This window comes from Chitinophaga sp. RCC_12, from assembly GCF_041360695.1.
In the GTDB taxonomy this organism is placed as follows: Bacteria; Bacteroidota; Bacteroidia; order Chitinophagales; family Chitinophagaceae; genus Chitinophaga.
The window spans coordinates 488,148-510,363 of record NZ_JBFUPS010000002.1 but is presented as its reverse complement, the minus strand read 5'-3'; the positions used below and the strand labels follow the sequence as shown (position 1 = coordinate 510,363).

The 22,216-nt window shown below is 45.7% G+C and carries 18 protein-coding genes; 5 read left to right on the top strand and 13 right to left on the bottom strand.

Annotated elements, in window-relative coordinates:
• The first annotated feature begins 64 nt into the window (after positions 1–64).
• Positions 65–2,296, top strand: coding sequence for a patatin-like phospholipase family protein (locus AB6805_RS07340; protein WP_370908787.1), 2,232 nt, complete (start codon positions 65–67; stop codon positions 2,294–2,296).
• A 2-nt stretch (positions 2,297–2,298) separates the two neighbouring features.
• Here AB6805_RS07340 and AB6805_RS07335 read toward each other — a convergent pair whose 3' ends face one another.
• Entirely contained in the window at positions 2,299–3,297 is a 999-nt protein-coding gene (locus tag AB6805_RS07335; protein ID WP_370908786.1) for an alpha/beta fold hydrolase, read from the bottom strand.
• Between the two features lie 264 nt (positions 3,298–3,561).
• On the opposite strand from AB6805_RS07335, the gene typA reads away from it, so the two are divergent.
• Positions 3,562–5,370, top strand: coding sequence for a translational GTPase TypA (typA, locus tag AB6805_RS07330; RefSeq protein WP_370908785.1), 1,809 nt, complete (start codon positions 3,562–3,564; stop codon positions 5,368–5,370).
• A 236-nt stretch (positions 5,371–5,606) separates the two neighbouring features.
• Here typA and recA read toward each other — a convergent pair whose 3' ends face one another.
• The 5 genes from recA to AB6805_RS07305 form a co-directional block, all read right to left on the bottom strand.
• Positions 5,607–6,617, bottom strand: coding sequence for a recombinase RecA (gene recA / locus AB6805_RS07325; protein WP_370908784.1), 1,011 nt, complete (start codon positions 6,615–6,617; stop codon positions 5,607–5,609).
• A gap of 593 nt (positions 6,618–7,210) precedes the next feature.
• A complete protein-coding gene (locus AB6805_RS07320) occupies positions 7,211–7,906 on the bottom strand; it encodes a hypothetical protein (protein ID WP_370908783.1) in 696 nt (231 codons plus the stop codon).
• A gap of 10 nt (positions 7,907–7,916) precedes the next feature.
• The gene (gene rpoN, locus AB6805_RS07315; protein ID WP_370908782.1) at positions 7,917–9,404 is read right to left on the bottom strand and encodes an RNA polymerase factor sigma-54; all 1,488 of its coding nucleotides are present in this window, start codon (positions 9,402–9,404) and stop codon (positions 7,917–7,919) included.
• A 96-nt stretch (positions 9,405–9,500) separates the two neighbouring features.
• Positions 9,501–10,100 carry a ribonuclease HII gene (locus AB6805_RS07310; RefSeq protein WP_370908781.1) on the bottom strand — a complete coding sequence of 200 codons (600 nt, stop codon included), beginning with the start codon at positions 10,098–10,100 and terminating at the stop codon, positions 9,501–9,503.
• Positions 10,101–10,189: 89 nt separating this feature from the next.
• Positions 10,190–10,627 (bottom strand): hypothetical protein, encoded by a 438-nt coding sequence (locus AB6805_RS07305; protein ID WP_370908780.1) that lies wholly within the window; start codon positions 10,625–10,627, stop codon positions 10,190–10,192.
• A gap of 208 nt (positions 10,628–10,835) precedes the next feature.
• Between AB6805_RS07305 and AB6805_RS07300 the strand changes: the two genes are divergently transcribed.
• The 3 genes from AB6805_RS07300 (at position 10,836) to AB6805_RS07290 (ending at position 14,499) form a co-directional block, all read left to right on the top strand.
• Positions 10,836–12,998, top strand: coding sequence for a S46 family peptidase (locus tag AB6805_RS07300; protein ID WP_370908779.1), 2,163 nt, complete (start codon positions 10,836–10,838; stop codon positions 12,996–12,998).
• A gap of 267 nt (positions 12,999–13,265) precedes the next feature.
• Complete coding sequence (locus tag AB6805_RS07295) at positions 13,266–13,610, top strand: IPT/TIG domain-containing protein (protein WP_370908778.1); 345 nt, start codon at positions 13,266–13,268, stop codon at positions 13,608–13,610.
• 121 nt (positions 13,611–13,731) lie between these two features.
• Positions 13,732–14,499 carry a DUF6597 domain-containing transcriptional factor gene (locus tag AB6805_RS07290; RefSeq protein WP_370908777.1) on the top strand — a complete coding sequence of 256 codons (768 nt, stop codon included), beginning with the start codon at positions 13,732–13,734 and terminating at the stop codon, positions 14,497–14,499.
• A gap of 91 nt (positions 14,500–14,590) precedes the next feature.
• On the opposite strand, the gene AB6805_RS07285 is transcribed toward AB6805_RS07290, so the two are convergent.
• The 7 genes from AB6805_RS07285 to AB6805_RS07255 form a co-directional block, all read right to left on the bottom strand.
• Positions 14,591–16,024 carry an META domain-containing protein gene (locus AB6805_RS07285; protein WP_370908776.1) on the bottom strand — a complete coding sequence of 478 codons (1,434 nt, stop codon included), beginning with the start codon at positions 16,022–16,024 and terminating at the stop codon, positions 14,591–14,593.
• Between the two features lie 111 nt (positions 16,025–16,135).
• Positions 16,136–17,038 (bottom strand): hypothetical protein, encoded by a 903-nt coding sequence (locus tag AB6805_RS07280; RefSeq protein WP_370908775.1) that lies wholly within the window; start codon positions 17,036–17,038, stop codon positions 16,136–16,138.
• A gap of 15 nt (positions 17,039–17,053) precedes the next feature.
• Positions 17,054–17,671, bottom strand: coding sequence for an alpha-ketoglutarate-dependent dioxygenase AlkB (locus AB6805_RS07275; protein ID WP_370908774.1), 618 nt, complete (start codon positions 17,669–17,671; stop codon positions 17,054–17,056).
• 41 nt (positions 17,672–17,712) lie between these two features.
• A complete protein-coding gene (locus tag AB6805_RS07270; protein WP_370908773.1) occupies positions 17,713–18,354 on the bottom strand; it encodes a DNA-3-methyladenine glycosylase in 642 nt (213 codons plus the stop codon).
• 57 nt (positions 18,355–18,411) lie between these two features.
• Positions 18,412–19,404: a M28 family peptidase gene (locus tag AB6805_RS07265; RefSeq protein WP_370908772.1), complete on the bottom strand. Its 993-nt coding sequence runs from the start codon at positions 19,402–19,404 to the stop codon at positions 18,412–18,414.
• Between the two features lie 20 nt (positions 19,405–19,424).
• Entirely contained in the window at positions 19,425–20,924 is a 1,500-nt protein-coding gene (gene cysS, locus AB6805_RS07260; RefSeq protein WP_370908771.1) for a cysteine--tRNA ligase, read from the bottom strand.
• A 143-nt stretch (positions 20,925–21,067) separates the two neighbouring features.
• Complete coding sequence (locus AB6805_RS07255; RefSeq protein ID WP_370908770.1) at positions 21,068–22,210, bottom strand: endonuclease/exonuclease/phosphatase family protein; 1,143 nt, start codon at positions 22,208–22,210, stop codon at positions 21,068–21,070.
• Positions 22,211–22,216: the final 6 nt, after the last annotated feature.

Sequence of the window (22,216 nt, the reverse complement as noted above, 5' to 3'; positions counted from 1 at the left end):
GGCGGAAATTCCCGCCGTCATAAATCCGTAAATTTTCCGTAGGTTTATTCGTAATAATCGTCTGATGAAGGTGAAGTTATTACTGATAAAAACTTACTATTCTTTCCCTATACAGTTGCTGCTCCTGCATTTCAGGAAGTACCAGGTATTACTTATTTTTTGGGTGATCCTGTTCAGCACCATCAATGGCGGTTTTGCCAAGGTGTTTGGCGGAGATGCACTTTACCTGGCGCCGGAATACCTGGGCAAAGTAAATTTCTACAGTACTACTATCCTGGGACTAGCCACGGGCATGTTTATCATGAGCTGGCAGATTACCACCTTTATATTGCATACCGGCCGGTTTAAGTTCCTGGCCACCACTTCGCAGCCATTTTTCAGGTATTGCCTTAATAATGCCATCATACCGCTGGTATTTATTTTCAGTATGCTTTACCGCGGATGGGAATACCAGCGTTATGAACAGCTCAATACCGTTCCGGATATCATGTTGCTGGGAGAAGGGTTTATCTGCGGGGTATTGTTTATATTCTTCTTCTGTTTTTTTTATTTTTTTAATGCAGATAAAAATATTGGCCGGCGCCTGGAAAAGCGTTTCGGTAATCCGCGTAACTTCCTGCGGATGATCCTGAAACCCAACCAGGATCCGGATGAAAATGCGCTGCCAGTACATAATTATTTCTCTACACCCTGGCGTATCAGAAGGGCGAGGAATGTGGATCACTACAATAAGCATTACCTCGACAGTATCCTTAAGCAGCATCACTTTGCTGCCATGATCACCGTAGGTTGCTCGCTGGTTTTCCTGGTGATACTGGCTTACATGATGGATTATGATGTGTTCAGAATTCCTGCGGGCGCCAGTGTGCTCATCTTTTTTGCGTTTCTCATCGGGGTGGCCGGCGCCTTTTCCTATATGCTGCAAACCTGGTCTATTCCCATATTGCTGGTGATGTTGTTTGGTTTAAACTGGATGGTGGAACATAACTGGGTAGATAACCGTAATAAGGCTTACGGGTTGAATTACCGGGAGAAGAAGGCCCGTCCGGAATACAGTGTGGCCGCCCTGCAACAATTTTTTACCCGGGAGCGATATGAAGCGGATAAGAAACAAACCCTGCTGATATTAGAGAACTGGAGAAAGAAGTTCCCGGCGGGGAAAAAGCCCCCGCTGATCGTAATGAATTTCAGCGGCGGCGGCAGCCGTTCTGCCACCTGGAGCGTAAACGTATTACAGCGGCTGGACAGTATGCTGCAAGGCCGGCTAATGAAGCATACGGTGCTGATGACCGGCGCTTCCGGGGGCATGCTGGGGGCCAGTTATTTCCGGGAATTGTATTATGAACAGCAGCAGGGGAAGCCTATCCGCCTGTCTGATAATATATATGCAGAGAAGGTATCACAGGACTTACTCAATTCTGTATTTTCTGCTATGGCCGTGAATGATTTTATTACACCGTGGAGAAGTTTCAGTATCGGGAAAAATCACTACGCAAAGGATAGGGGTTATGCATTTGAAATGCAGTTGAATGAGCATACCGACAGTGTGTTGGATAAAACGCTGAAAGACTACCGGGAGCCGGAAGCCCATGCAGAAATTCCCATGCTGATATGGAATGCTACTATTAATGCAGACGGGCGCCGGTTAATGATTTCCCCGCAGCCAGTCAGTTACTTATGCAGTCCGCAGTACCAGTATCCTACACGGCAGGTGAGGGATATCGACGGGGTGGATTTCGGGCAATACTTTGCGGCACAGGATGCGATGGACCTGCGAGTAACCAGCGCGATCCGTATGTGTGCTACGTTTCCTTATGTACTGCCAAATGCGTTTCTTCCCAGCAATCCTATTGTGGATGTGATGGATGCCGGTATCCGCGATAATTTTGGTCAGCAAACCACCTTGCGATATTTATATACATTTAATAAATGGATCAATGAAAATACCAGCGGGGTGATATATATCCAGATCCGCGATACCCGCAAGAATGATATTTCCCCGATCAAAAAAACGAAGGATCTGAGCGACCTGTTATTTGAGCCGTTGTTTACCATGCAGCAGCATTGGAGCGCCATGCAGGATTTTGACCAGGATGATTTACTGAATTATATGGAGGGATATTTTCCGGATAAATTTCACCGGGTAATTTTCCAGTATGTGCCGCAGAAGCAGGACAAGGCGGCGGCTTTATCCTGGCATCTTACCTCCCGGGAGAAGCTGGATATCGCACATGCGCTGGACAATCCTGCGAATCAGAGTGCGCTGGAGTATGTGGTAAAACTGCTGGAGGAATAGCATTATTCTTTCAGGAACTTCAGCAGGGGCGCAATAAATTTCGTATAGGCTTCAATGTGGGGAAGATGTCCTACACCTTCGATAGGTACCAGTGTGGCGTGTGGAATTTTTTTCGCAGCAGCGTTTCCCAGTTCAGGATAATTCCCCATTGTTTTTCGCACTTCTTCCGGAACGTTGGCTTTTCCTAAAGCAGTACGATCGCGTTGCCCTATAATGAGGAGGGTAGGGGCGGTAATATTCTGGAACTCGTACAGCACGGGTTGGGTAAAGATCATATCGTAGGTAAGGGCGGAGTTCCAGGCTACCAGGGAATAGTCGGGACTGCTGGTCCAGCTGGCTTGCAGCTGCGCCCATTTATCGTAGGCGGGCGACCATTTGCCGGCGTAGTAGCTGTCCATCATATATTGTTTGATCTTCTCATAGTTCTGTTGCAGTTCTGCTTTATACCATTTATCTACTGACTGATAGGGCACTTTCACTTTCCAGTCTTCCAGCCCGATGGGATTTTCGAGTATGAGTTTTTCAGTTACCTCCGGGTACATCAATGCGAACCTGGTGGCGAGCATGCCTCCCATTGAATGACCGAGCACGGCTGTTTTGGTTATTTGCAGCGAGTCGAGCAATGTTTTGGTGTTTTGCGCCAATTGTTGGAAGCTGTATTGGAGGTGTTGGGGTTTGGATGACTTGCCAAAGCCGATCTGGTCGGGGATGATAACCCGGTAGCCGTTGTTGCTGAGGTCTGCCGCGGTGCTGTCCCAGTAGGCGCCGCAGAAATTTTTGCCGTGGAGGAGTACAATTGTTTTACCGTTTGGGCGGGAGGGTTGAACGTCCATGTAGGCCATTTGAAGGGCTTGTCCTTGTATTTGCAGTTTCAGGAAATGTACCGGGAACGGGTATTTATATTCAGAGAGGTTAATATCCTGGGCTGGTATTTGTGCGTATATGCGGGAGGTGATGAGGGAGAGGCAGGCGATGGCGAGGAGATATAGTTTCTTTTTCATGCGATCGGTATTAAGCGGTTAAAACGCTGTGGGGTGGGGCAAAATTGACGCCATAAAACTATTTGTTTACAATATTTGGATATAATTAATTGTAAATCAATGATAACCAGCCTATTGCAAGGGCGTTTTCCGGGCTGACCAAATGATTACATTTATTTAAAACGTGACACCTTCATTCTCGCTATGTTTTCGTACCTTTGCGCCTTCTTTTTGTAGCTATTAGCGTAAATTTAGTTAATGGCTGATAGCTAAAGATTTAAGTATATGAACATTCGTAATATCGCAATTATTGCACACGTAGACCATGGTAAAACTACTTTGGTTGACAAAATCCTTCATCAGGCTAATGTATTCCGGGCTAATCAGGAATCAGGAGATCTGATCATGGATAGTAACGATCTTGAAAGAGAGCGTGGTATCACCATATTCAGCAAGAACGCATCTATTGAATATAAGGGAACCAAGATCAATGTGATTGATACTCCAGGCCACGCCGACTTTGGCGGTGAGGTGGAAAGGGTATTGAAAATGGCTGATGGTGTTATCCTGTTGGTGGATGCTTTTGAAGGTCCGATGCCACAAACCCGTTTTGTGTTGCAGAAGGCTTTGCAGCTGAATCTGAAACCTATTGTTGTAATCAACAAGGTAGATAAAGCTAACTGTCGTCCTGATGAAGTACATGATGCAGTTTTTGAATTGTTCTTTAATCTGGATGCAACAGAGGATCAATTGAACTTCCCGACATTTTATGGCTCTGGTAAAAATGGCTGGTTTAACAGTTCATTAGAGCAGAGTGAAGATATTTCTCCTTTGATGGATGGTATCCTCCAGTACGTTCCGGAGCCAACCACTCCAGAAGGTAACCTGCAGATGCAGATCACTTCATTGGATTACTCTTCTTTCCTTGGTCGTATTGCTGTAGGTAAGGTAGCCCGTGCTTCTATCGAAGAAGGACAGTGGGTTACTTTGATGCAGACAGATGGTACCAGCAAGAAGCAGAAAGTGCGTGAGCTGTATATCTTCGAAGCGTTAGGTAAGAGAAAGGTAACTAAGGTATATGCCGGCGATATTTGCGCGGTAGTTGGTATTGAAGGTTTTAACATTGGTGATACTATCGCTGATGCTGAAGAGCCGGAAGCATTGCCAATTATCAGTGTGGATGAGCCTACCATGAACATGTTGTTTGGTATTAACAACTCTCCGTTCTTTGGTAAAGATGGTAAGTTTGTTACTTCCCGTCACCTGCGTGACCGTTTGATGAAGGAAACTGAAAAGAACCTGGCACTGCGTGTAATGGATTCTGACAGTGCTGATAGCTTCATGGTTTATGGTCGTGGTATCCTGCACTTAGGGGTATTGATTGAAACCATGCGTCGTGAAGGTTATGAGTTGACTGTTGGTCAGCCTCAGGTAATTGTGAAGCATGTGGATGGTAAAAAATGCGAGCCGTACGAAACCCTGGTGGTAGACGTTCCGCAGGATTTTGCCAGCAAGGTAATTGATCTGGTAACCCGTCGTAAAGGTGAGATGCTGATCATGGAAACCAAGGGTGAAATGCAACACCTGGAATTTGAAATTCCTTCCCGTGGTTTGATTGGTTTGCGTACACAGATGCTTACTGCTACCGCAGGTGAAGCTGTGATGGCGCACCGTTTCAATGATTACAAACCATGGAAAGGTGCTATCCCAGGCCGTAACAACGGTGTGCTGATTGCCAAAGAAGCTGGTACTACTACTGGTTACTCTCTGGACAAACTGCAGGATAGAGGATCTTTCTTCGTTGATCCGGGAGAAGAAGTATACAAGGGTATGATCATTGGTGAAACCAACAAACCAGGTGACCTGGTGGTGAATCCAAATGAAGGTAAGAAACTGACCAACATGCGTGCGAGCGGAACCGATGGTGCTGCTAACATTGCGCCTAAGATACTGATGACACTGGAAGAATGTATGGAGTACATCCAGCATGACGAGTGTATAGAAGTTACTCCTAACTTTATCCGTATGCGTAAAGTAATACTGGATGAAGAAGAGCGTAAGAGATCAGCTAAGAGCATGAAAGCAGAAGCTTAATTGCTTTTGTTTGTAAGATAATAGTGAAAAAAAACAAAGCCGCTCCGTTTAGGGGCGGCTTTTGTTTTTGGAGGGAAGTAGAGGGGGGACTTCACTCCCGGGCAAAAAAATCCCCGCCCAGGATAAGGCAGGGATGTGCATACTAACCCAATGCTTACTAAAACTAAAACTAACTTCTATGTATGTTTAATACTAAGTTTCAATTCAATGCTTATTCAATTCAATGGCAGCCAATATTAAGCGGCATCCTGCTTTTCCTGAATCTTCACTTTAATCTTGGCTTCGATTTCTGCTGCCAGTTCAGGGTTATCATTCAGCAGTTGTTTCACTGCATCACGGCCCTGGCCTAATTTATTGGTATCATAGCTGAACCAGCTACCACTTTTCTGAACAACGCCATATTCAACACCCATGTCGATGATTTCTCCTGTTTTGGAGATACCCTGACCGTAAACGATATCGAATTCTGCCTGGCGGAACGGAGGGGCTACTTTATTCTTTACCACTTTCACTTTCACGCGGTTACCGATTGCTTCGTCGCCATCTTTAATCTGGCTCATGCGGCGGATATCCAGCCTTACGGATGCGTAGAACTTCAGCGCATTACCACCGGTGGTAGTTTCAGGGTTACCGAACATAACACCTATCTTTTCACGCAGCTGGTTAATAAAGATGCAGCAGCAGTTTGTTTTGGAGATAGTGGCGGTTAATTTACGCAGTGCCTGTGACATCAAACGGGCTTGTAATCCCATTTTGCTTTCACCCATTTCACCTTCCAGTTCACTTTTTGGTACCAGGGCGGCAACGGAGTCAATTACTACTACGTCTACTGCTCCGGAGAGGATCAGGCGATCTGCTATTTCCAGTGCCTGCTCACCGTGATCCGGCTGTGAAATTAACAGGGAATCCACGTCAACTCCCAGTCTTCTGGCGTAGCTGCTGTCAAAAGCATGCTCCGCATCTATAATGGCGCAAATGCCGCCTTTTTTCTGTGCTTCAGCGATTGTATGGATGGCGACGGTTGTTTTACCGGAAGATTCAGGACCATATATTTCTATGATTCTTCCTTTGGGTAAACCGCCAATTCCAAGTGCGATATCAAGGCCCAGGGAACCCGTGGAAATGATCTCCATCGGCGCTTCTGCTTTTTCCCCCATCATCATCACAGATCCCTTACCGAAATCTTTCTCAATCTTGTCCATTGTGAGGCGCAGGGCCTTCAGTTTTTCTGCATTGGCTGTAGACATATAAGTAATGTTTTTACAAATTTAATAGATAGCTGATCACAATTAGAAAGCAAATTAATTGGACTGCTAAGTTATGATCTAATTTTTTATTTTCCTAAATATTTTAGCATTTTCTTTTAAATGCTAAATAAAGTAGTAATCCTTTTCCGTGCTGTTCAAGAACTTCCTGTCAAAAAATTTATTCTTAAAACCTTAAAAGGGTTAACCCCTAATGGCATAACAAAGATGCGAACCCATTACGCATTGAATGTGCGTAACAACAAAACCTCAAAAAAATAATTAGCCGGCGGAAGTGAGAATTCTACTGCATTTTTAAAAAGCGTAGTTATACGCTTGAGTATCAGCGCAGAAAGTTTCACTTTTGTACTGTCAAGTTTAGTTGTTGAAGTTAATCCCCTACTGTTTGTTAAAATTGTTTGTTAGCCTGCCTTGCGGCCTTGCATCCATGTGAAGATGAAATGGTGAAGTGGTCAAGGTTAAACCCCAAAAATTTTTATCGCCGTTCTAAATGTTGTTCTCCCTGATCCCTGGCTGGTGGGCTGACTTGTTTCAGCATTTACCGGCAGGGGAGCAGGGATAGAATGGTGAAATACCTATTTTACGAGGATCCAGCACGCTGCCAGCTGCGAAACAATACCAATCAGGAAACCGATGTAGATTTCACGTGGTTCATGTGCTCCCAGCACCAGGCGGGAGGTAGCTACAATGCCGGCCACAAAAAAAGTAATGACCAGTGGGATGGATACATTCATATGCATTCCCCACATCAGCGATAATAAAAGGCCGATTATGCCGCCCCAGCCTACGGTATGCATGCTGGTTTTTATAAAATTATTGGTAACAAAAGCGATAGAAACACTCAGGAACACGCCCAGGAAAAACGCGGTATAGAATTTTGGCGCCCGGCCTTCCTGTTGAAAAGTATAAAATGCCCAGAAGTAATAAGTGATCATCGCTACGTAAGGAATGATCCTGTCGCGCTGGGTTTTCATATGAACGGAAGAAACAAATTTCAGCGCCTTGGCCAGTAAAAGCGTGAGCACCGGGAACCCGATACTGATAATAGCCACCCTGAAATACAGCATATCGAAGGCGAACCTTTTGCTCAGTGGTTTAAAGGCGACCATATATTCCGGAATGGATTCCAGTACCAGGAATGTTACCAGCAGGGGAATGAACAGCGGATGTGAGAGATAGGAAATGATTAAAGCCAGGGATTTCATTGCCTTTGGAAACTCCGGCTCCAAACGTATATTTCCGTTCCGGTCTAAAACAGCTTGTTCTTGCATGGTATGGTGCTTATAATTCTTTACGTAAACGGGCTACCGGAATATTCAGCTGCTCCCTGTATTTGGCCACCGTACGGCGGGCAATGTTATATCCTTTATCCTGCAGCATCTTCGTGAGGTTTTCATCACTGAGTGGTTTACGTTTGTTTTCCGCTTCAATGAGGTCTGACAGGATCTTCTTTACTTCCCGGGTGGATACTTCCTCGCCGCTGTCGGTAGACAGGGATTCGGAGAAGAAGAATTTCAGTTTGAAGGTACCGAACTCGGTTTGTACGTATTTGCTGTTGGCCACGCGGCTTACGGTAGAAATATCCAGTTGCGTGCGATCCGCGATATCTTTCAGGATCATAGGCTTCATGGTGGTTTCATCTCCCGTAAGGAAAAATTCGCGCTGGTAATCCATGATGGATTCCATGGTAGACAGCAAAGTATGTTGCCGCTGCTTGATGGCGTCTATAAACCATTTGGCAGCGTCTATTTTCTGTTTGATAAACAGTACGGCTTCTTTCTGGCGCTTATCTTTTTTATCGCCCCGGTCGTACTCCTTCAGCATTTCGCGGTAGCCACCGGAAATCCGCAGATCGGGAGCGTTCCGTGAATTCAGCGTAAGTTCCAGTTTACCGGCGTTGTTTAAAATAAAGAAGTCGGGCAGTACGTAGCTTTCTGCTTTATTCAGCGTGGCGAAATTGCCGCCTGGCTTTGGAGTGAGCTTGATGATCTGGGTGATGGCTTCCTTCAGTCCTTCGTCAGAAAGGCCCAATGCCTTCTGGATCTTCTCGTAGTGCTTCTTGGTAAATTCGTCGAAGTAGTTTTCGAGGATGGAGTAGGCGTTTTGCACGCCGGGATCGTCCTGTGCTTTGCGTTTCAGCTGGAGCAGGAGGCATTCTTTCAGATCGGTGGCGCATACGCCTGCCGGATCGAAGTCCTGGATCTTTTTGATCAGGGAGTTGATTTCTTCTTCAGTGGTGTCAATATTCTGTGAAAAGGAGAGATCATCCACCATGGAGCTGATTTCCCTGCGCAGGTAGCCGTCGTCGTCGATGCTACCAATGATATGTTCGGCAATGGCATTCTGGTGGTCGTCCAGCTCGAGCATACCCAGCTGGCTCAATAAGTGTTCATGAAAAGACGTTTCCACCCGGATCGGGATGGTTTTATTGCTTTCGTCCGGATCAGGATAGTTATCGTCACGCAGTTTGTAATCCGCCACATCATCATCTCCTTCACTTACATATTCAGAAATATCGATATTGTCGTATTCATTTTCACTGCCATCGGGCTCAAATTCATCTTCTTCTGCGGGAGCTTCATACTCTTCCTGTTCTTTGAACTCGTCTTCTCCTGCTTCTTCGCCATATTCCAGCGCCGGATTTTCTTCCAGTTCTTCTTTGATCCTTTCTTCCAGGTTCACAGTAGGGACCTGCAGCAATTTCATGAGCTGAATTTGCTGGGGAGAAAGTTTCTGTAATAATTTCTGCTGTTGTGTCTGCTTTAACATAATTATTCCCTGTCAGGGCAAAATTAATAAGTATAAGGTTAACAGAGCTATCGCTGTCAGCATTTAGCTTTTAGATAACCCGTTAACGGCTAAAAGCTATAAATCCAGTTCCAGCTGCTCCGGCAGCAAACGGAATGTTTTGCGGTGAAATGGCGTATCGCCAAATTCCCGGATAGCATCCCGGTGTTGCCTGGTAGGGTATCCTTTGTTCTCATTCCACCCAAAGTGTGGATATGTAGCATGTAACTGCTGCATATATTCATCACGATAGGTTTTGGCCAGAACGGAAGCTGCTGCAATGGAGGCGTATAAGCCATCGCCTTGTATAATACAGGCGTGTGGCGTATTGCCGTATGCATAAAAGCGGTTACCATCTACCAGTATAAATTCAGGTTGCTGCTGTAACTTCTCCAATGCCAGGTGCATGGCTTTGAAAGAAGCTTTCAGTATATTTATCTTGTCTATTTCCACATTATCCACACTTGCCACGGCATAACATACTGCTTTTTTTTCAATCACCTTTCTCAGTTTTTCCCGGTCGGACTGTTTCATCTGCTTGGAATCGTTCAGCAACGGGTGTCTGAATTTCTTCGGCAGGATAACGGCTGCGGCAAACACCGGACCCGCCAGGCATCCCCTTCCGGCTTCATCACAGCCGGCTTCTGTTAGTAATTCCTGATAGTAAGACAGTAGCAAATTCAAATCTATTAAGCCGGGTAAAATTACAAGATTAATGTTCAAGGAACAAGGATTGTGGATTTTTGAAGTAATCCGGCCACCTTCTTTTAATCTTTCTTAAAGAGATCTTTAAAGTCCTGTTTGAAATCGGTCCACTCTTTATCGGATTTTTTCATCAGCTGGTCGGCGGCTTCCCGGGTGCTGTCCCATTTGTCGGCGCTGCTGTTTTTTACGTCGTCCAGCTTTTTATTCATCTGTGCTCTCAGTGTTTCCAGTTTTTTACGGGCGGCCACGCTTTTCTCGTCCCCGTCCTTTTTTAATTCCTGCGTGGTTTGGTCTATTTCTTTGATACGCTCCTGAATAGCTTCTTCCGCCTGTTTCTTTTGCTCAGATAAATAATCGCCCGTGCTGCTGGCGGCAGATTTTATTTCCTGACCGGCTTCTTTAATATCTTCTTTTATTTCTTCTTTCTTTTCCTGCTGAGTGCTACTTTCATTACAGGCAAATAGAGCGGCAATGCCCGCCAGTAAGAATACCTTTTTCATGTTCCGACGATTTTTTTTGTGATTTTTAAATACTGGCACAGCCTTCCGGCCGTACCCCTTTATCAAAACATATTCCAGTTTTTTTGTTCAGGCCCTCATCATATTTTTATATTTATCAGATGTTTGCTGCCGCTGGTCCTTATACCTGCGCCCGGTAACGAAAAATTAGCTAGGTTTGAGGTCCTTAAAAAACAAAACCTGACTTAATATGAGAAAAAAATTACTGGTTTTGCTCTTATTGCTTAGCGTAAGTATCAAATGGGCTAAAGCAGATGAGGGCATGTGGTTGCCTTATTTACTCGGGCAGCAAACGTACAACGACATGGTGAAGAAAGGCCTGAAGCTGACGAAAGAACAGTTGTACAGTATTAATAAAGCCTCCCTGAAAGACGCCATCGTTATTTTTGGTGGTGGTTGTACCGGTGAAATTGTAAGTAATGAAGGTCTCATTTTTACGAACCACCACTGCGGCTACGGCGCTATTGCTGCAGCCAGTTCTGTAGAACACAACTACCTGAAAAACGGTTTCTACGCAAAAAATAAACAGGAAGAAATTGCTTCTGCCCAGTTGTCTGTACAATTCCTGGTACGGGTAGAAGATGTGAGCAAGCAGGTGGAAGAAGCCCTGAAAGGCCTTGATGGTGCCGCAAGAGCCCAGAAAGAACAACAGGTATACGGTGAAATTGTCTCTAAAACCATTGCCAATACCGGTTATGAAGCGAAGGTGGTGCCTATGTTCAAAGGCAATCAATACCTGCTGTTTGTATACGAGCGCTATAAAGATATCCGCCTGGTAGGTACGCCTCCCGAAAGCGTGGGTAAATTTGGCGGAGATACCGACAACTGGGAATGGCCCCGTCATACCGGCGACTTCTCCGTATTCCGTGTATATACCGGCAAAGATGGTAAGCCTGCTCCTTATGCAGCTGATAATGTGCCTTTAAAGCCAAAGCATTTCCTCCCCGTATCTATCAAAGGTGTAAAGGAAAATGATTATGCCATGATCTTCGGTTACCCCGGTGGTACTAACCGTTACGAAACTTCTTACGGTATACAGCTGAAAACAACTATCGAAAATCCTTCCGTGGTAAATCTCCGCGATGTAAGGCTGAAGGCCATGTTTGAGCAGATGAAGAAAGATCCTGCGGTAAAATTGCAGCTGGCTTCTTCCTATGCCGGCATCGCCAACTACTGGAAATTTTTTGACGGCGAAACAAAGCAACTGCAGAAACACGGCGTACTGGCTGATAAGCAAAAACAGGAAGCTGCTTTTGCCAAATGGGCACAAGGCAAACCTGAATTTGCCAATATACTTTCCGACTACGAGGCAGCCTACAAAGCCTGGGCTCCTTACGCCAAACAACGCACTTACCTGAATGAAGGTATCCTGGGCTCGCCGGTAGCCGCTTTTGCAGCGTCTTTAACGGGCGTGGAAAGAGCACTGGTAACACCAGGCGCTCCCAAAGATGCGGTTAAACAGGCCGTAGAAGCAGCAGATAAAGCGCGCAAAGGATTCCTGGAAAGCGAAAACAAACCAAGTGACCAGAAAATCCTTGCTGCTACCTGCCGTATGTTCTATACAGACATCGCCAAAGATCAACAGCCCATCGGTTTTTATGATGCGCTGAAAGCGAAATACGGTCCGCTTGATGAAGACAAAACTTACAATACCTGGGCGGCTTCCTTAATGGCCAACACCTTTATTTTTGATGATGCCAAATGGAACGCATTCGTAGCGAACCCCGATGCAGTAACCCTGCAGAATGACCCGGTATTCGCCTATGCCAGCACATTCCTCAAGAGTTATGTAGGTAAGTATCTGCCGATATACAACCAGTTCAATACTAAAAATAATGATCTGGGCCGCGCCTACCTGAAAGGGGTGATGCAAATGAACCCTAACGCCAACAGGTATCCTGATGCCAACTTTACCATGCGCTTATCTTATGGTCAGGTAAAATCATACGCTCCGCGGGATGCGGTACACTACGACTACGTAACTACTATGAAAGGGGTGATAGAAAAGTATGTACCAGGTGATTACGAGTTTGACCTGCCTGAAAATTACGTAGACCTGTATAACAAAAAAGATTTCGGTCAGTATAAAGATGCTAAACGCAATGATATTGTAGTGGGTTTTATTACTACTAACGATATCACCGGCGGCAACTCCGGTTCTCCTGTTATCAACGCCAATGGTGAACTGATTGGTCTGGCTTTCGATGGCAACTACGAAGCGCTGAGCCATAAAATTCAGTTTGATTCTGAATACAATCGTACTATCTGTGTGGATGTACGTTATGTATTGTGGTGCATCGACAAACTAGGTGGTGCAAAAAATATTATCAATGAGCTGAAGCTGGCGAAATAACCGGCTGGTAAGCGTTTGATCAGAAAGTCCCGTACCGGAATTACCGGTACGGGACTTTCTGCATTAATCACAAAATCATATACCCGTATCCGTAATTCTACGCATTTTTTTGATGAATTGTTTTTTTATTGAAGGAATGATTGTACCTTTGCGTCCGTTTGAATACCGAATATATACTGTTGCCGATAAGAGTTGCAATTGCAATAGTGTTAACCCCGGTGAATTATTTGTAACAGGGTTTGACCCCCCAAAAAGAAGAAAAATAAGATGACACATTTTAAATTGTTTGTGACAGCCCTTATGCTGTTAATTACGGCCATGACGGCTTGTTCCCCGAATTCAACAGAAAACACCGCTGAAGTAGTAACTGTAGAAGGACGTGCAGGAAATTTCCTCCTCATCAAAGGACACGGTTTTAGTGAAGATAAACACGGAAACAAAGTGAACTTTGGTAACGTACCTGCGCAGATTCTGCGTGCAGATGGTAACACCCTCCTGGTACAGGTACCAGCGCAGGCTGCATCTACAGTACCTGTAGTTGTTGCAGTAGGAGATAATGTATCCAACGCGATGTTGTTTGCATATCATCCCAAGCTGGTAGCATCGAAGTAAGCGTGATGAATTAAAATTACGGATGAGGGTTTTATACGCAGATAGTAATGCGAAGATTTTCTTCCATTGGCGGAGCTGTGTATAAAACCCTCATTCGTAATAATGTTTTAATTTGCAGGCTATGTATAAAGAGTTCCGGCCACATCCCCTATTAGCTACGTATGTAGATGCCTACTGGGCAGGAGGCGGTCCGCATTTTGTGCAGCAGCGTATATTACCGGATACCTGTGCGGATATTATTTTTAATATCAGTGAAGATGTTATTGCAGCAGGTGACGGGGTGTTGAAAATAATGCCAGGTAACGCTTTTGTAACAGGTACTATGACTACCTTCTGTGATACAACCATTCACGCAAATACCTATTTGTTAGGAATCCGTTTCAAACCGGGCGGCCTGAGTGGTTTTACCGGGTTGCCTTTGCAATTGATTACAGATGATCATGTTCCCCTGCGGGACATTTCCTCCGGATGGCATGTTGCGCTGGAGCCTTTGCTGCTGAAGGCTTCCGGGATAGTTGGGAAAATAAAATGCCTGGAAGCGTTTCTCTTACAGCGGTTGCCAGGCGGAAACATCATCTCTGAAAAAATACAACATAGTATTACACTGATCAGGCAAACGAAAGGTGATATAGCAATAAATACTTTGGCCGCGCAGGCGTTCATGAGCCCGCGTAATTTTGAACGGCACTTTTTGCAAACAGCCGGCGTATCTCCGAAAATGTTCACACGCATTGTCAGGTTTCTGAGTTTAAAACAGCAGTTGAAAACATTGTCTAATCCCCACTTATTATCGCTGGCGCTGGACCACGGCTTTTATGATCATGCACATCTTACCCGCGAGTTCAGGGCGTTTGCAGGGGAAAGCCCAACAGGTTATATGCAGCGGTGAGACAGGCATTATTTTTAACCGGCGATAAAAAACATTAAAAAAGCAGCAAGAGTCCTTGCTGCTTTTTTAATGTTTTTTACCTGCAAATGATTTACAGTGTTTTATCCTGCATGCCAAATATCACTACAATTTTCCCGTCTTTATACAGGTTTAAAGTTTGTTCGGCCACATCATACCGGAAGGTGTTATCGCTGACAAGTTTCAGGAATTCAGCTTCGCGGCGCATCACTTCAGCATCGGTGCAGGCCATGCGGGTACTGATGGCTTGTGTGAACTTTATTTCACTGCCGCCGGCGCTGTATCCACCGGAAATGCTGTTACATCCACCTTTGCCGTGGAAGCGTTTTTGATTGGTATCAAATTCCAGCCAGATACCTGAGTTGGTCAGTGTGGCATCGTTCAGTTTGATCACGCTCCATTTTTTTGCGCCAATGAAAGCCCACTGCGTGTCGCTTGAGGCGTTGCCTTGCTGATCATTGTCATCACCTTCCAGTGTGAACTGCATCACTAATTTACCACTTTCATAGAGGTCAACGGTTTCGCCGTTTACGGTGTAGGTAAATGTATGTCCGCCGAGTTGTTTCAGGAACTCTGATTCCCGGCGCATTACATCTGCATCTCCGCACATCATGCGGGTGCTCATGGCTTGTGTGAAGGTGATTTTATTTTTAACGGCGGTATACCCACCGGAAATATTGTTACAGCCTCCTTTGCCGCTGAAGCGTTTTTTATCTTCATCAAACTGCAGCCACACACCGGAGTTGCTGATTACTCCTTCATTTATCATTTTCAGGGTCCATTTTTTATTGCCGATAGCTGCCCAGTTGTTGTTGCCAGAAGCATTGTCGTCTTTATTTTCCAGGCGGAATTGCAATACGATATTACCATTTTGGCGGAGGTTCAGCGTTTGACCGGCTACGGCGTATTGAAATGTTTGATCGCCTATTTGTTTCATGAAGGTTGTTTCGCGGCGCATCACATCCCTGTCGGGGCAGGCCATCAGGGTGCCGGCAGTTTTGGAAAAGGTAATATCGCTGCCGGAGGTGGTGTATGCACCCATCATGCTGTTGCAGCCGCTTTTACCGTGCATACGTTTCTGGCTGCCATCGAATTCCATCCAGATGGCGCCATCGGAAATGGCTTCATTATCCATTTTTACCAATACCCATTTCTTTCCGGTGATAGCCGTTGAACCGGTATTGCTGATCTTCTTTTTTTCCAGCACTTTAGCGAGGGTATATTTCAGGGAAGCGCCATCTGCCGGTGGGTTCTTTACCCGGGTAATTTTTACCCTGAGTTTATAACGGTAGCCAGGGGTATATTTAAAGCCGCTGATATTGGTATATAAGTTTGACCAGTCTGTATCATTTACTCCTTTTATCTGCAAACATTCCATGGGAGCCACGCCGGTACAGGGTTCCTTTGATTCTTTTACATAGATGACCTGCGTTTTGGGGGGTGATTGTTTGCTTTGTACCGGGGCCATAAAGGTAGTGGCGAGAGTGATTGCTAATTCGAATAACATAAAATATAGATTTTAATAGTTAACAACAAAAGGAGTCATGAGGTTGTCTCTTTTGAAGGATTGTACTGTATTTTGCAAAAACGCTGCCAGTCTCACTTTCAGGCCCTGGTATTACCTGGTGCTGCTATGGTGGGCCGTTTGACGGGTCTTCCCGATTTGTTTGATGATAGATTCGTAATATCCCAGTTTATCTTTACCGGGCAGGCTTACAATGGTCACATCATTTGCAGTGAGCAGGTCCAGTTTGAATTTAGAGGTTGCCACATATTCTTCCGGGATATAGTAGAAGATGTGATTGGGAACCGGCACATTTTTATGATGAAACTTTTGCCGTGCCCTGTAGGTGAGCAGCCACCAGAGATCAGTTTCCACAAAGTCGAGCGACAGTCCGAAGATGTGTATATCCTCTGTGAAAAAAAGATCGATCCAGGAGTGAAAATATACTTCCCGGGAATGAATGCGCCGGAGCAGGGAGGGCTTGGGTACTTCTTTGGAAGAGTACACGGTGCCGCTTACCACGTAATTGCGCATCAGTTGTAACTGGCCGCCATAGTGTTCAAACCCCAGATTTATGCTCATGGGGTTGAGGCAATCGCCGTGAATATGCCAGTAATGGATATTATCTACTTCATATCTCCTGAAAATACTGTAAAACTTTTCCTTGATGACGCTGGTGTTTTCTAGTGGTATTTGTCCTTCCAGCGTGAATTCATAGTTGGTGGTCAGGATATGTGCAGGCTTCAGTTCGCGGATAGCGCTGTGCAGCGGGTTGGCCTTTATTTCCGCTGCTTTGATAGCGATGAAAGACTTGAGGTCTTTTTCTCTGATACGGTGATTTTTACTGGCGGTTAAAAAGATTTCTTCATACAGGAGCGGAAAAGGTTTTTTATCATCCAGTTCCACGCAATCGCCGGCGTGGCAGAAGGTGATGATGTCCTGCAGCAGGTCTTTCCAGCTTTGGCCGCGTGAGATGTTGTTGATGTCATTTCCGATTAATAATACAAGGTTTTTCATAGTACATGCCATCTTTTAGGGGTGGATAAACCGGAAGGTGAGGTTAATTCTTCCGTTTGATATTTTAGTGGTTTTCGGGACCTGGTGTTCCCAGTATTGCTGTAATGGTCCTTTCATGATGAGCAGGGAACCGTGTTGCAATAATAATTCATACTTCCGTTGGTAATCACTTTTATAGCGCAGCTGAAAGCGGCGGGCTGCGCCAAAGTTCACCGAGGCAATTACCGGGTGATGGCCCAATTCCGGTTCATCATCTGCATGCCAGCCCATAGAGTCGTTGCCGTTGCGGTAGAGGTTGAGCAATACGCTGTTGAACTGTTGGCCGCTCACTGGCGTTATGCGATCGCGTATGTGTTGTAATGCTGTTGTCCATGCTTGCGGGGAGAAGGTATTCCCGGAGAACTTGTAGGAACTGGCAGTGTCGCCATACCAGGCCATTAAACGTGGGAATAACACCTCTTTGCCGTACATTTTCATGGACTCCTGTTTCCAGGTGATGGTTTCCTGCAGTACCTGCATAAAATGATTACTCTCCGCCAGGTTAAAAAACTGCGGATGGTAAGCCAGCTCTCCATTCAGTAATGCAATCTTCCCGGCATCCTCATCGTTAAAAAAACTTCCCTGCACATTCATAACACAAATTTACAACCGTGCTACGCACTGTATATGTCTAGTTATTTATCGGGCGTATTATCTTTCCATGCCCAAAGGTAGCGACAGGCATGTGTACGGTAGGGCGACCATTTTTCAGAGATTTTGACCAGCTTCTCCCGGAATGCTTTTTTGTCTTCCCGGTTCAGCTTGTAGATTTTAATCATCGCCTGCTGTAAACCCCAGTCGTCCATGGCAAATACGTCTTCGCGGCCGAGGTAAAACATCAGCAACATTTCTACTGTCCAACGGCCAACACCTTTGATTTGTGTGAGATAGGTGATCACTTCGTCGTTCCCCATCTTTTTAAGCTTGCTGTCGGTTAGTTTTTCGGCGATGATAAACGCTGCCACATTTTGCACGTAGGTTACCTTGGCATTGGATAAACCGATACCACGAAGGGTTAATGGCGGGGTATCCAGTATCTGCTGCGCTGTTGGCTCCCGGCGGCCATAGAGGTCGAGGAACCGGGAATAGATGACGTCTGCTACTTTGGTGGACAGCTGCTGGCTCATAATGGAGCCAATCAGTTTCAGGCAGATGTTTTTTCGTATAGTCAGCTCCGTTAAAGGACCACTGATAATTTTCTGCAGCTTTTTATCTTTGCTGAGATGGGCTACATAATGTACCGGAACGGCGTCCGGGGTGCTTTTGGACCTGGGCATAAAACTATTTTTAGCGCTAATACGTCACATCACTCTTCACCCCGGACCTTCCGGTTATTAATAACTAAACGGCTGTGTATAGATTACCTGCAACAGTGTTTGTCCGACTGCCTGCAGCGTTTTCTTGTCAATCACATCCATATTGTCGTTTTGTGTATGCCAGTGAGGAGCAAAGTCGTTGTTCGACTGTAACGCAATGATATCGAATGTTGGGATATTAGCGATGGTATTTACCGCGATATGGTCGTCCGTGATAAATGCGCCATTATTTTCATAGCGGAATATATCAGAATAGCCGAGTTTATTGGCTACATCCCAGAACATTTTCATCTGGGCGCCTGCATATTGTTTGGAGGAGCCTTCCATATAGAACTGGGTGCCACGGCCACCTACCATATCCAGCAGGATACCGTAGTTTGCTTTATAGCCAGGGATATGCGGGTTTTTAGCCCAGTACTGGGTACCTAAGCAAAATGAGTTTTCGTCATTTTTAGCGCCGTAATCTTCCACGTCTACCAGCAGGATATCCACGCCGGCTTCCGGTTTTTGTTTGCGGAATTGCCGGGCGGCCTCCATTAGTACGGCAACGCCGCTGGCGCCATCATCTGCACCGTCCAGCTTCTTGGTTTTATCAAAGGCGTCTTCGTCTGCCCAGGGACGGGTATCCCAATGGGCCAGCAGTAAAACACGCTGTTTGGCCGCGGGGTTGAAGCTGGCGATGATATTGATGCAGGGCAGTTTTTCGTTTTTGGGACCGGTAACGGTAGTGCGCTGCACGTACACAGAATCCGCCCAATTGCGTAGGCTGCTGATCAGCCAGCTGGCACATTTCTCCTGCGCGGGCGTATTAGGTATCCTGGGGCCGAAACTTACCTGCTGTGCGGTGTACGCATATGCAGAATCTGCCTGGAAAACGGGTACCGGTACATCCACTTTCGCTACTTTGCTTTCGCCGGTACTGTCGGTGGTGTTATCGGTTGTCTGACTATTCTGCTGGCATGCGCCGGCCAGTAAGGCCAGCGCTGTCAGTGTAATAAGAGCTTTACGCATTATCTTCCGGAATATTTATTTTATTGAAGACTGTAAGATACGGTGCCGTCTTTTTCATCTTTCAGCTGAATGCCTACAGACAATAATTCGTTACGGATTTTATCGGAGGTAGCGTAATCCTTGCGGCTTTTAGCTTCCTTCCGCATTTCAATCAGCATTTTTAATACGCCGTCCAGTTTATTATCTTCCCCGGTGATGGCTTCCTGTTGTATACCGAGGATATCCACGAGATAAGTTTTCCAGGTTTGCTGCAGCAACCGGAAAGTATCTTCGCTGATTTCATGCATTTTTATTTGTCCGCCTTTCAGGGAGTTGATCACTGGTGTGAGCTCAAACAGGTTGGCGAGCACTTTGGCGGTATTGAAATCATCGTTCATGAAATCCGGGCATTCCAGGCACCACTGACGTACCTGTTTATCCAGTTCTTCATTAATGGTCTGGCCGTTGGCAGGGGCATACGTCAGTTTCTGCAGGGTTTCATAAGCAGCCCATAAACGCTGAAGTCCTTTTTCGGCGGCCTGCAGGGCCTCGTTGGAGAAATCCAGGGTACCGCGGTAATGTGTTTGCAGCACAAAGAAGCGGATGGTCATGGGGCTGTATGGCTTTTCCAGCTGGGGGCTTTCACCGGTGAACATTTCGGTGAGCTTTATGGTGTTGCCATAAGCCTTACCCATTTTACGGCCGTTGATGGTGATCATGTTATTGTGCATCCAGTAGCGGGCCATCATATTGCCGTGTGCAATTTCACTTTGCGCAATTTCGCATTCGTGGTGCGGAAACTGGAGGTCCATACCGCCGCCGTGAATGTCGAACTGGGCGCCCAGGTATTTGGCGCTCATGGCAGAGCACTCAATGTGCCATCCGGGGAAGCCTTCGCCCCAGGGGCTTGGCCAGCGCATGAGATGTTCCGGCGGCGCTTTTTTCCAGAGTGCAAAATCTGCTTTGTTATGTTTATCATCCTGGCCTTCCAGTTCCCTGGTGGTTTCCAGCATGTCTTCCAGTACGCGGCCGCTGAGGATACCATAATCGTAGTTGGCGGCGTATTTTTTAACATCGAAGTACACGCTGCCGTCTACTTCATACGCATAGCCTTTTTCTATGATCGTTTTGATCATTTCAATCTGTTCAATGATATGCCCGGTGGCGGTAGGTTCAATGCTGGGTTCGAGGTTGCCAAACTGCAGCATGGCCCAGTGGTACAGGTTGGTGTATTTCTGTACCAGTTCCATTGGTTCCAGCTTTTCCAGTATGGCAAATTTGGAAATTTTATCTTCCGCTGCGCGGCCTTCTTCTTCAAAGTGGCCGGCGTCGGTAATATTACGCACATAGCGTACTTTATATCCCAGGTATTGTAAATAGCGGAATACTACATCAAACGTAATATAGGGGCGGGCATGGCCGAGGTGTGATTCGCCGGACACGGTAGGACCGCACACATACATACCAACGTGGCCCGGGTGTAAAGGTGTAAATACTTCTTTCTGACGGTGTAATGAATTATATATCCTTAGTTCTGACATATGCTGTAAATGACAGATGCCATATAGCTGACATCTTATTTTTTGTTGATGGATGGCAAAGATAAAAATTGTTTTCCTGGTACAAGCAGGCAACAACATCGGTCAGCCCTAAAAATATTATACATTTTCATAATCGATTACAGTTATTTATTTACTTCTACTGCTGTTTTTCCGCTACCTATCAGGCTAAGATTGGCAATTACAGGATAATGGTCAGACAGGTCTGAATTTATTTTCCGGAAGCTGTTTACCTTAAAATGGTTACTGACAAACACATAGTCAATACGTAAGGTAGGCGCCAGCCCTGTAAAAGTACGGCCAATTCCGAAACCTTTTTGCAGAAAAGCGTCCTGGAGATCGCCTTTAATGGTAAAGTAGGTATACGACGCGGGGGTGTCGTTAAAGTCGCCGCAAACGATTACAGGATATGGGCTTTGCCGGATAAAGTTACCTACAATATCGGCTTGTTGACTGCGGCGGATATACGCTTCCCGCATTTTCTGGATAATGCTTTTGGTGGCCTTTAGTCCCGTGTCTTCCTGGTTTTTGATTTTCCTGATGGCAGAATAATCTTTTTCGTTGAAGCGATAGGATTCCAGGTGCATATTAATGATCCGCAGGGTATCCTTATCTTTTACAATATCAGCATAGATAAGGCTTTCACTTCTCGGGCCATCGCTCATTTTCATTTTATCCGATGCTATAATAGGAAAGCGGGAATAGATGATAGATCCCCAGTGTTGCATGCCATCGCGGTTAAAATCGCTGGAAAAGTAGCGGTATGGCAGTTCCATTTCCCGGGAAATATCCTCGCGGTTATTAAAGTCGTTTTTCTTTTCGGAGGTATAAAAATCCTGGAAGCAGGCAACATCCAGCTCTTGTTTTTTGATCATGGCAAACATGGCCTGCCGGTTGTATTTACTGTCCCTTTCGCGGTACAGGCCAAACTGGCTTACATTATAGCTCATTACGGTAAGGGTATTGCCATTGGTGGCTACCTTATTCCCGGCGGGCATTTTAAAGGCCACAAAGGCGCTGATAGATTTCCAGCCGAGCAACAGGGCGATCAGTGACAATAACGTATAACGATAATTAAAAAACAGCCACCCGATCAGGAATATCACCAATAGCCCCAACAGGAACGGGAAGGCCAGCGTAATAAAACTGATGGGCCAGAACCAGGCCGGGGATATATACGGCGCCATACAGGCTGCCAGGAAAAGTAATACCACGGCGAAATTGATGATCAGAAAAAATCCTTTCGTAAATAGTCTTAAAAAGCGCACCGCGTC

Bases quoted from the DNA above. Each gene is read 5' to 3' on its own strand.
- AB6805_RS07335 (WP_370908786.1), bottom strand. From the start codon at position 3,297: ATGAAAAAGAAACTATATCTCCTCGCCATCGCCTGCCTCTCCCTCATC.
- cysS (WP_370908771.1), bottom strand. From the start codon at position 20,924: ATGTCAGAACTAAGGATATATAATTCATTACACCGTCAGAAAGAAGTA.
- AB6805_RS07300 (WP_370908779.1), top strand. From the start codon at position 10,836: ATGAGAAAAAAATTACTGGTTTTGCTCTTATTGCTTAGCGTAAGTATC.
- AB6805_RS07275 (WP_370908774.1), bottom strand. From the start codon at position 17,671: ATGAATGTGCAGGGAAGTTTTTTTAACGATGAGGATGCCGGGAAGATT.
- rpoN (WP_370908782.1), bottom strand. From the start codon at position 9,404: ATGTTAAAGCAGACACAACAGCAGAAATTATTACAGAAACTTTCTCCC.
- recA (WP_370908784.1), bottom strand. From the start codon at position 6,617: ATGTCTACAGCCAATGCAGAAAAACTGAAGGCCCTGCGCCTCACAATG.
- AB6805_RS07265 (WP_370908772.1), bottom strand. From the start codon at position 19,404: ATGCGTAAAGCTCTTATTACACTGACAGCGCTGGCCTTACTGGCCGGC.
- AB6805_RS07280 (WP_370908775.1), bottom strand. From the start codon at position 17,038: ATGAAAAACCTTGTATTATTAATCGGAAATGACATCAACAACATCTCA.
- AB6805_RS07285 (WP_370908776.1), bottom strand. From the start codon at position 16,024: ATGTTATTCGAATTAGCAATCACTCTCGCCACTACCTTTATGGCCCCG.
- AB6805_RS07320 (WP_370908783.1), bottom strand. From the start codon at position 7,906: ATGCAAGAACAAGCTGTTTTAGACCGGAACGGAAATATACGTTTGGAG.
- AB6805_RS07295 (WP_370908778.1), top strand. From the start codon at position 13,266: ATGACACATTTTAAATTGTTTGTGACAGCCCTTATGCTGTTAATTACG.
- AB6805_RS07270 (WP_370908773.1), bottom strand. From the start codon at position 18,354: ATGCCCAGGTCCAAAAGCACCCCGGACGCCGTTCCGGTACATTATGTA.
- AB6805_RS07290 (WP_370908777.1), top strand. From the start codon at position 13,732: ATGTATAAAGAGTTCCGGCCACATCCCCTATTAGCTACGTATGTAGAT.
- AB6805_RS07305 (WP_370908780.1), bottom strand. From the start codon at position 10,627: ATGAAAAAGGTATTCTTACTGGCGGGCATTGCCGCTCTATTTGCCTGT.
- typA (WP_370908785.1), top strand. From the start codon at position 3,562: ATGAACATTCGTAATATCGCAATTATTGCACACGTAGACCATGGTAAA.
- AB6805_RS07340 (WP_370908787.1), top strand. From the start codon at position 65: ATGAAGGTGAAGTTATTACTGATAAAAACTTACTATTCTTTCCCTATA.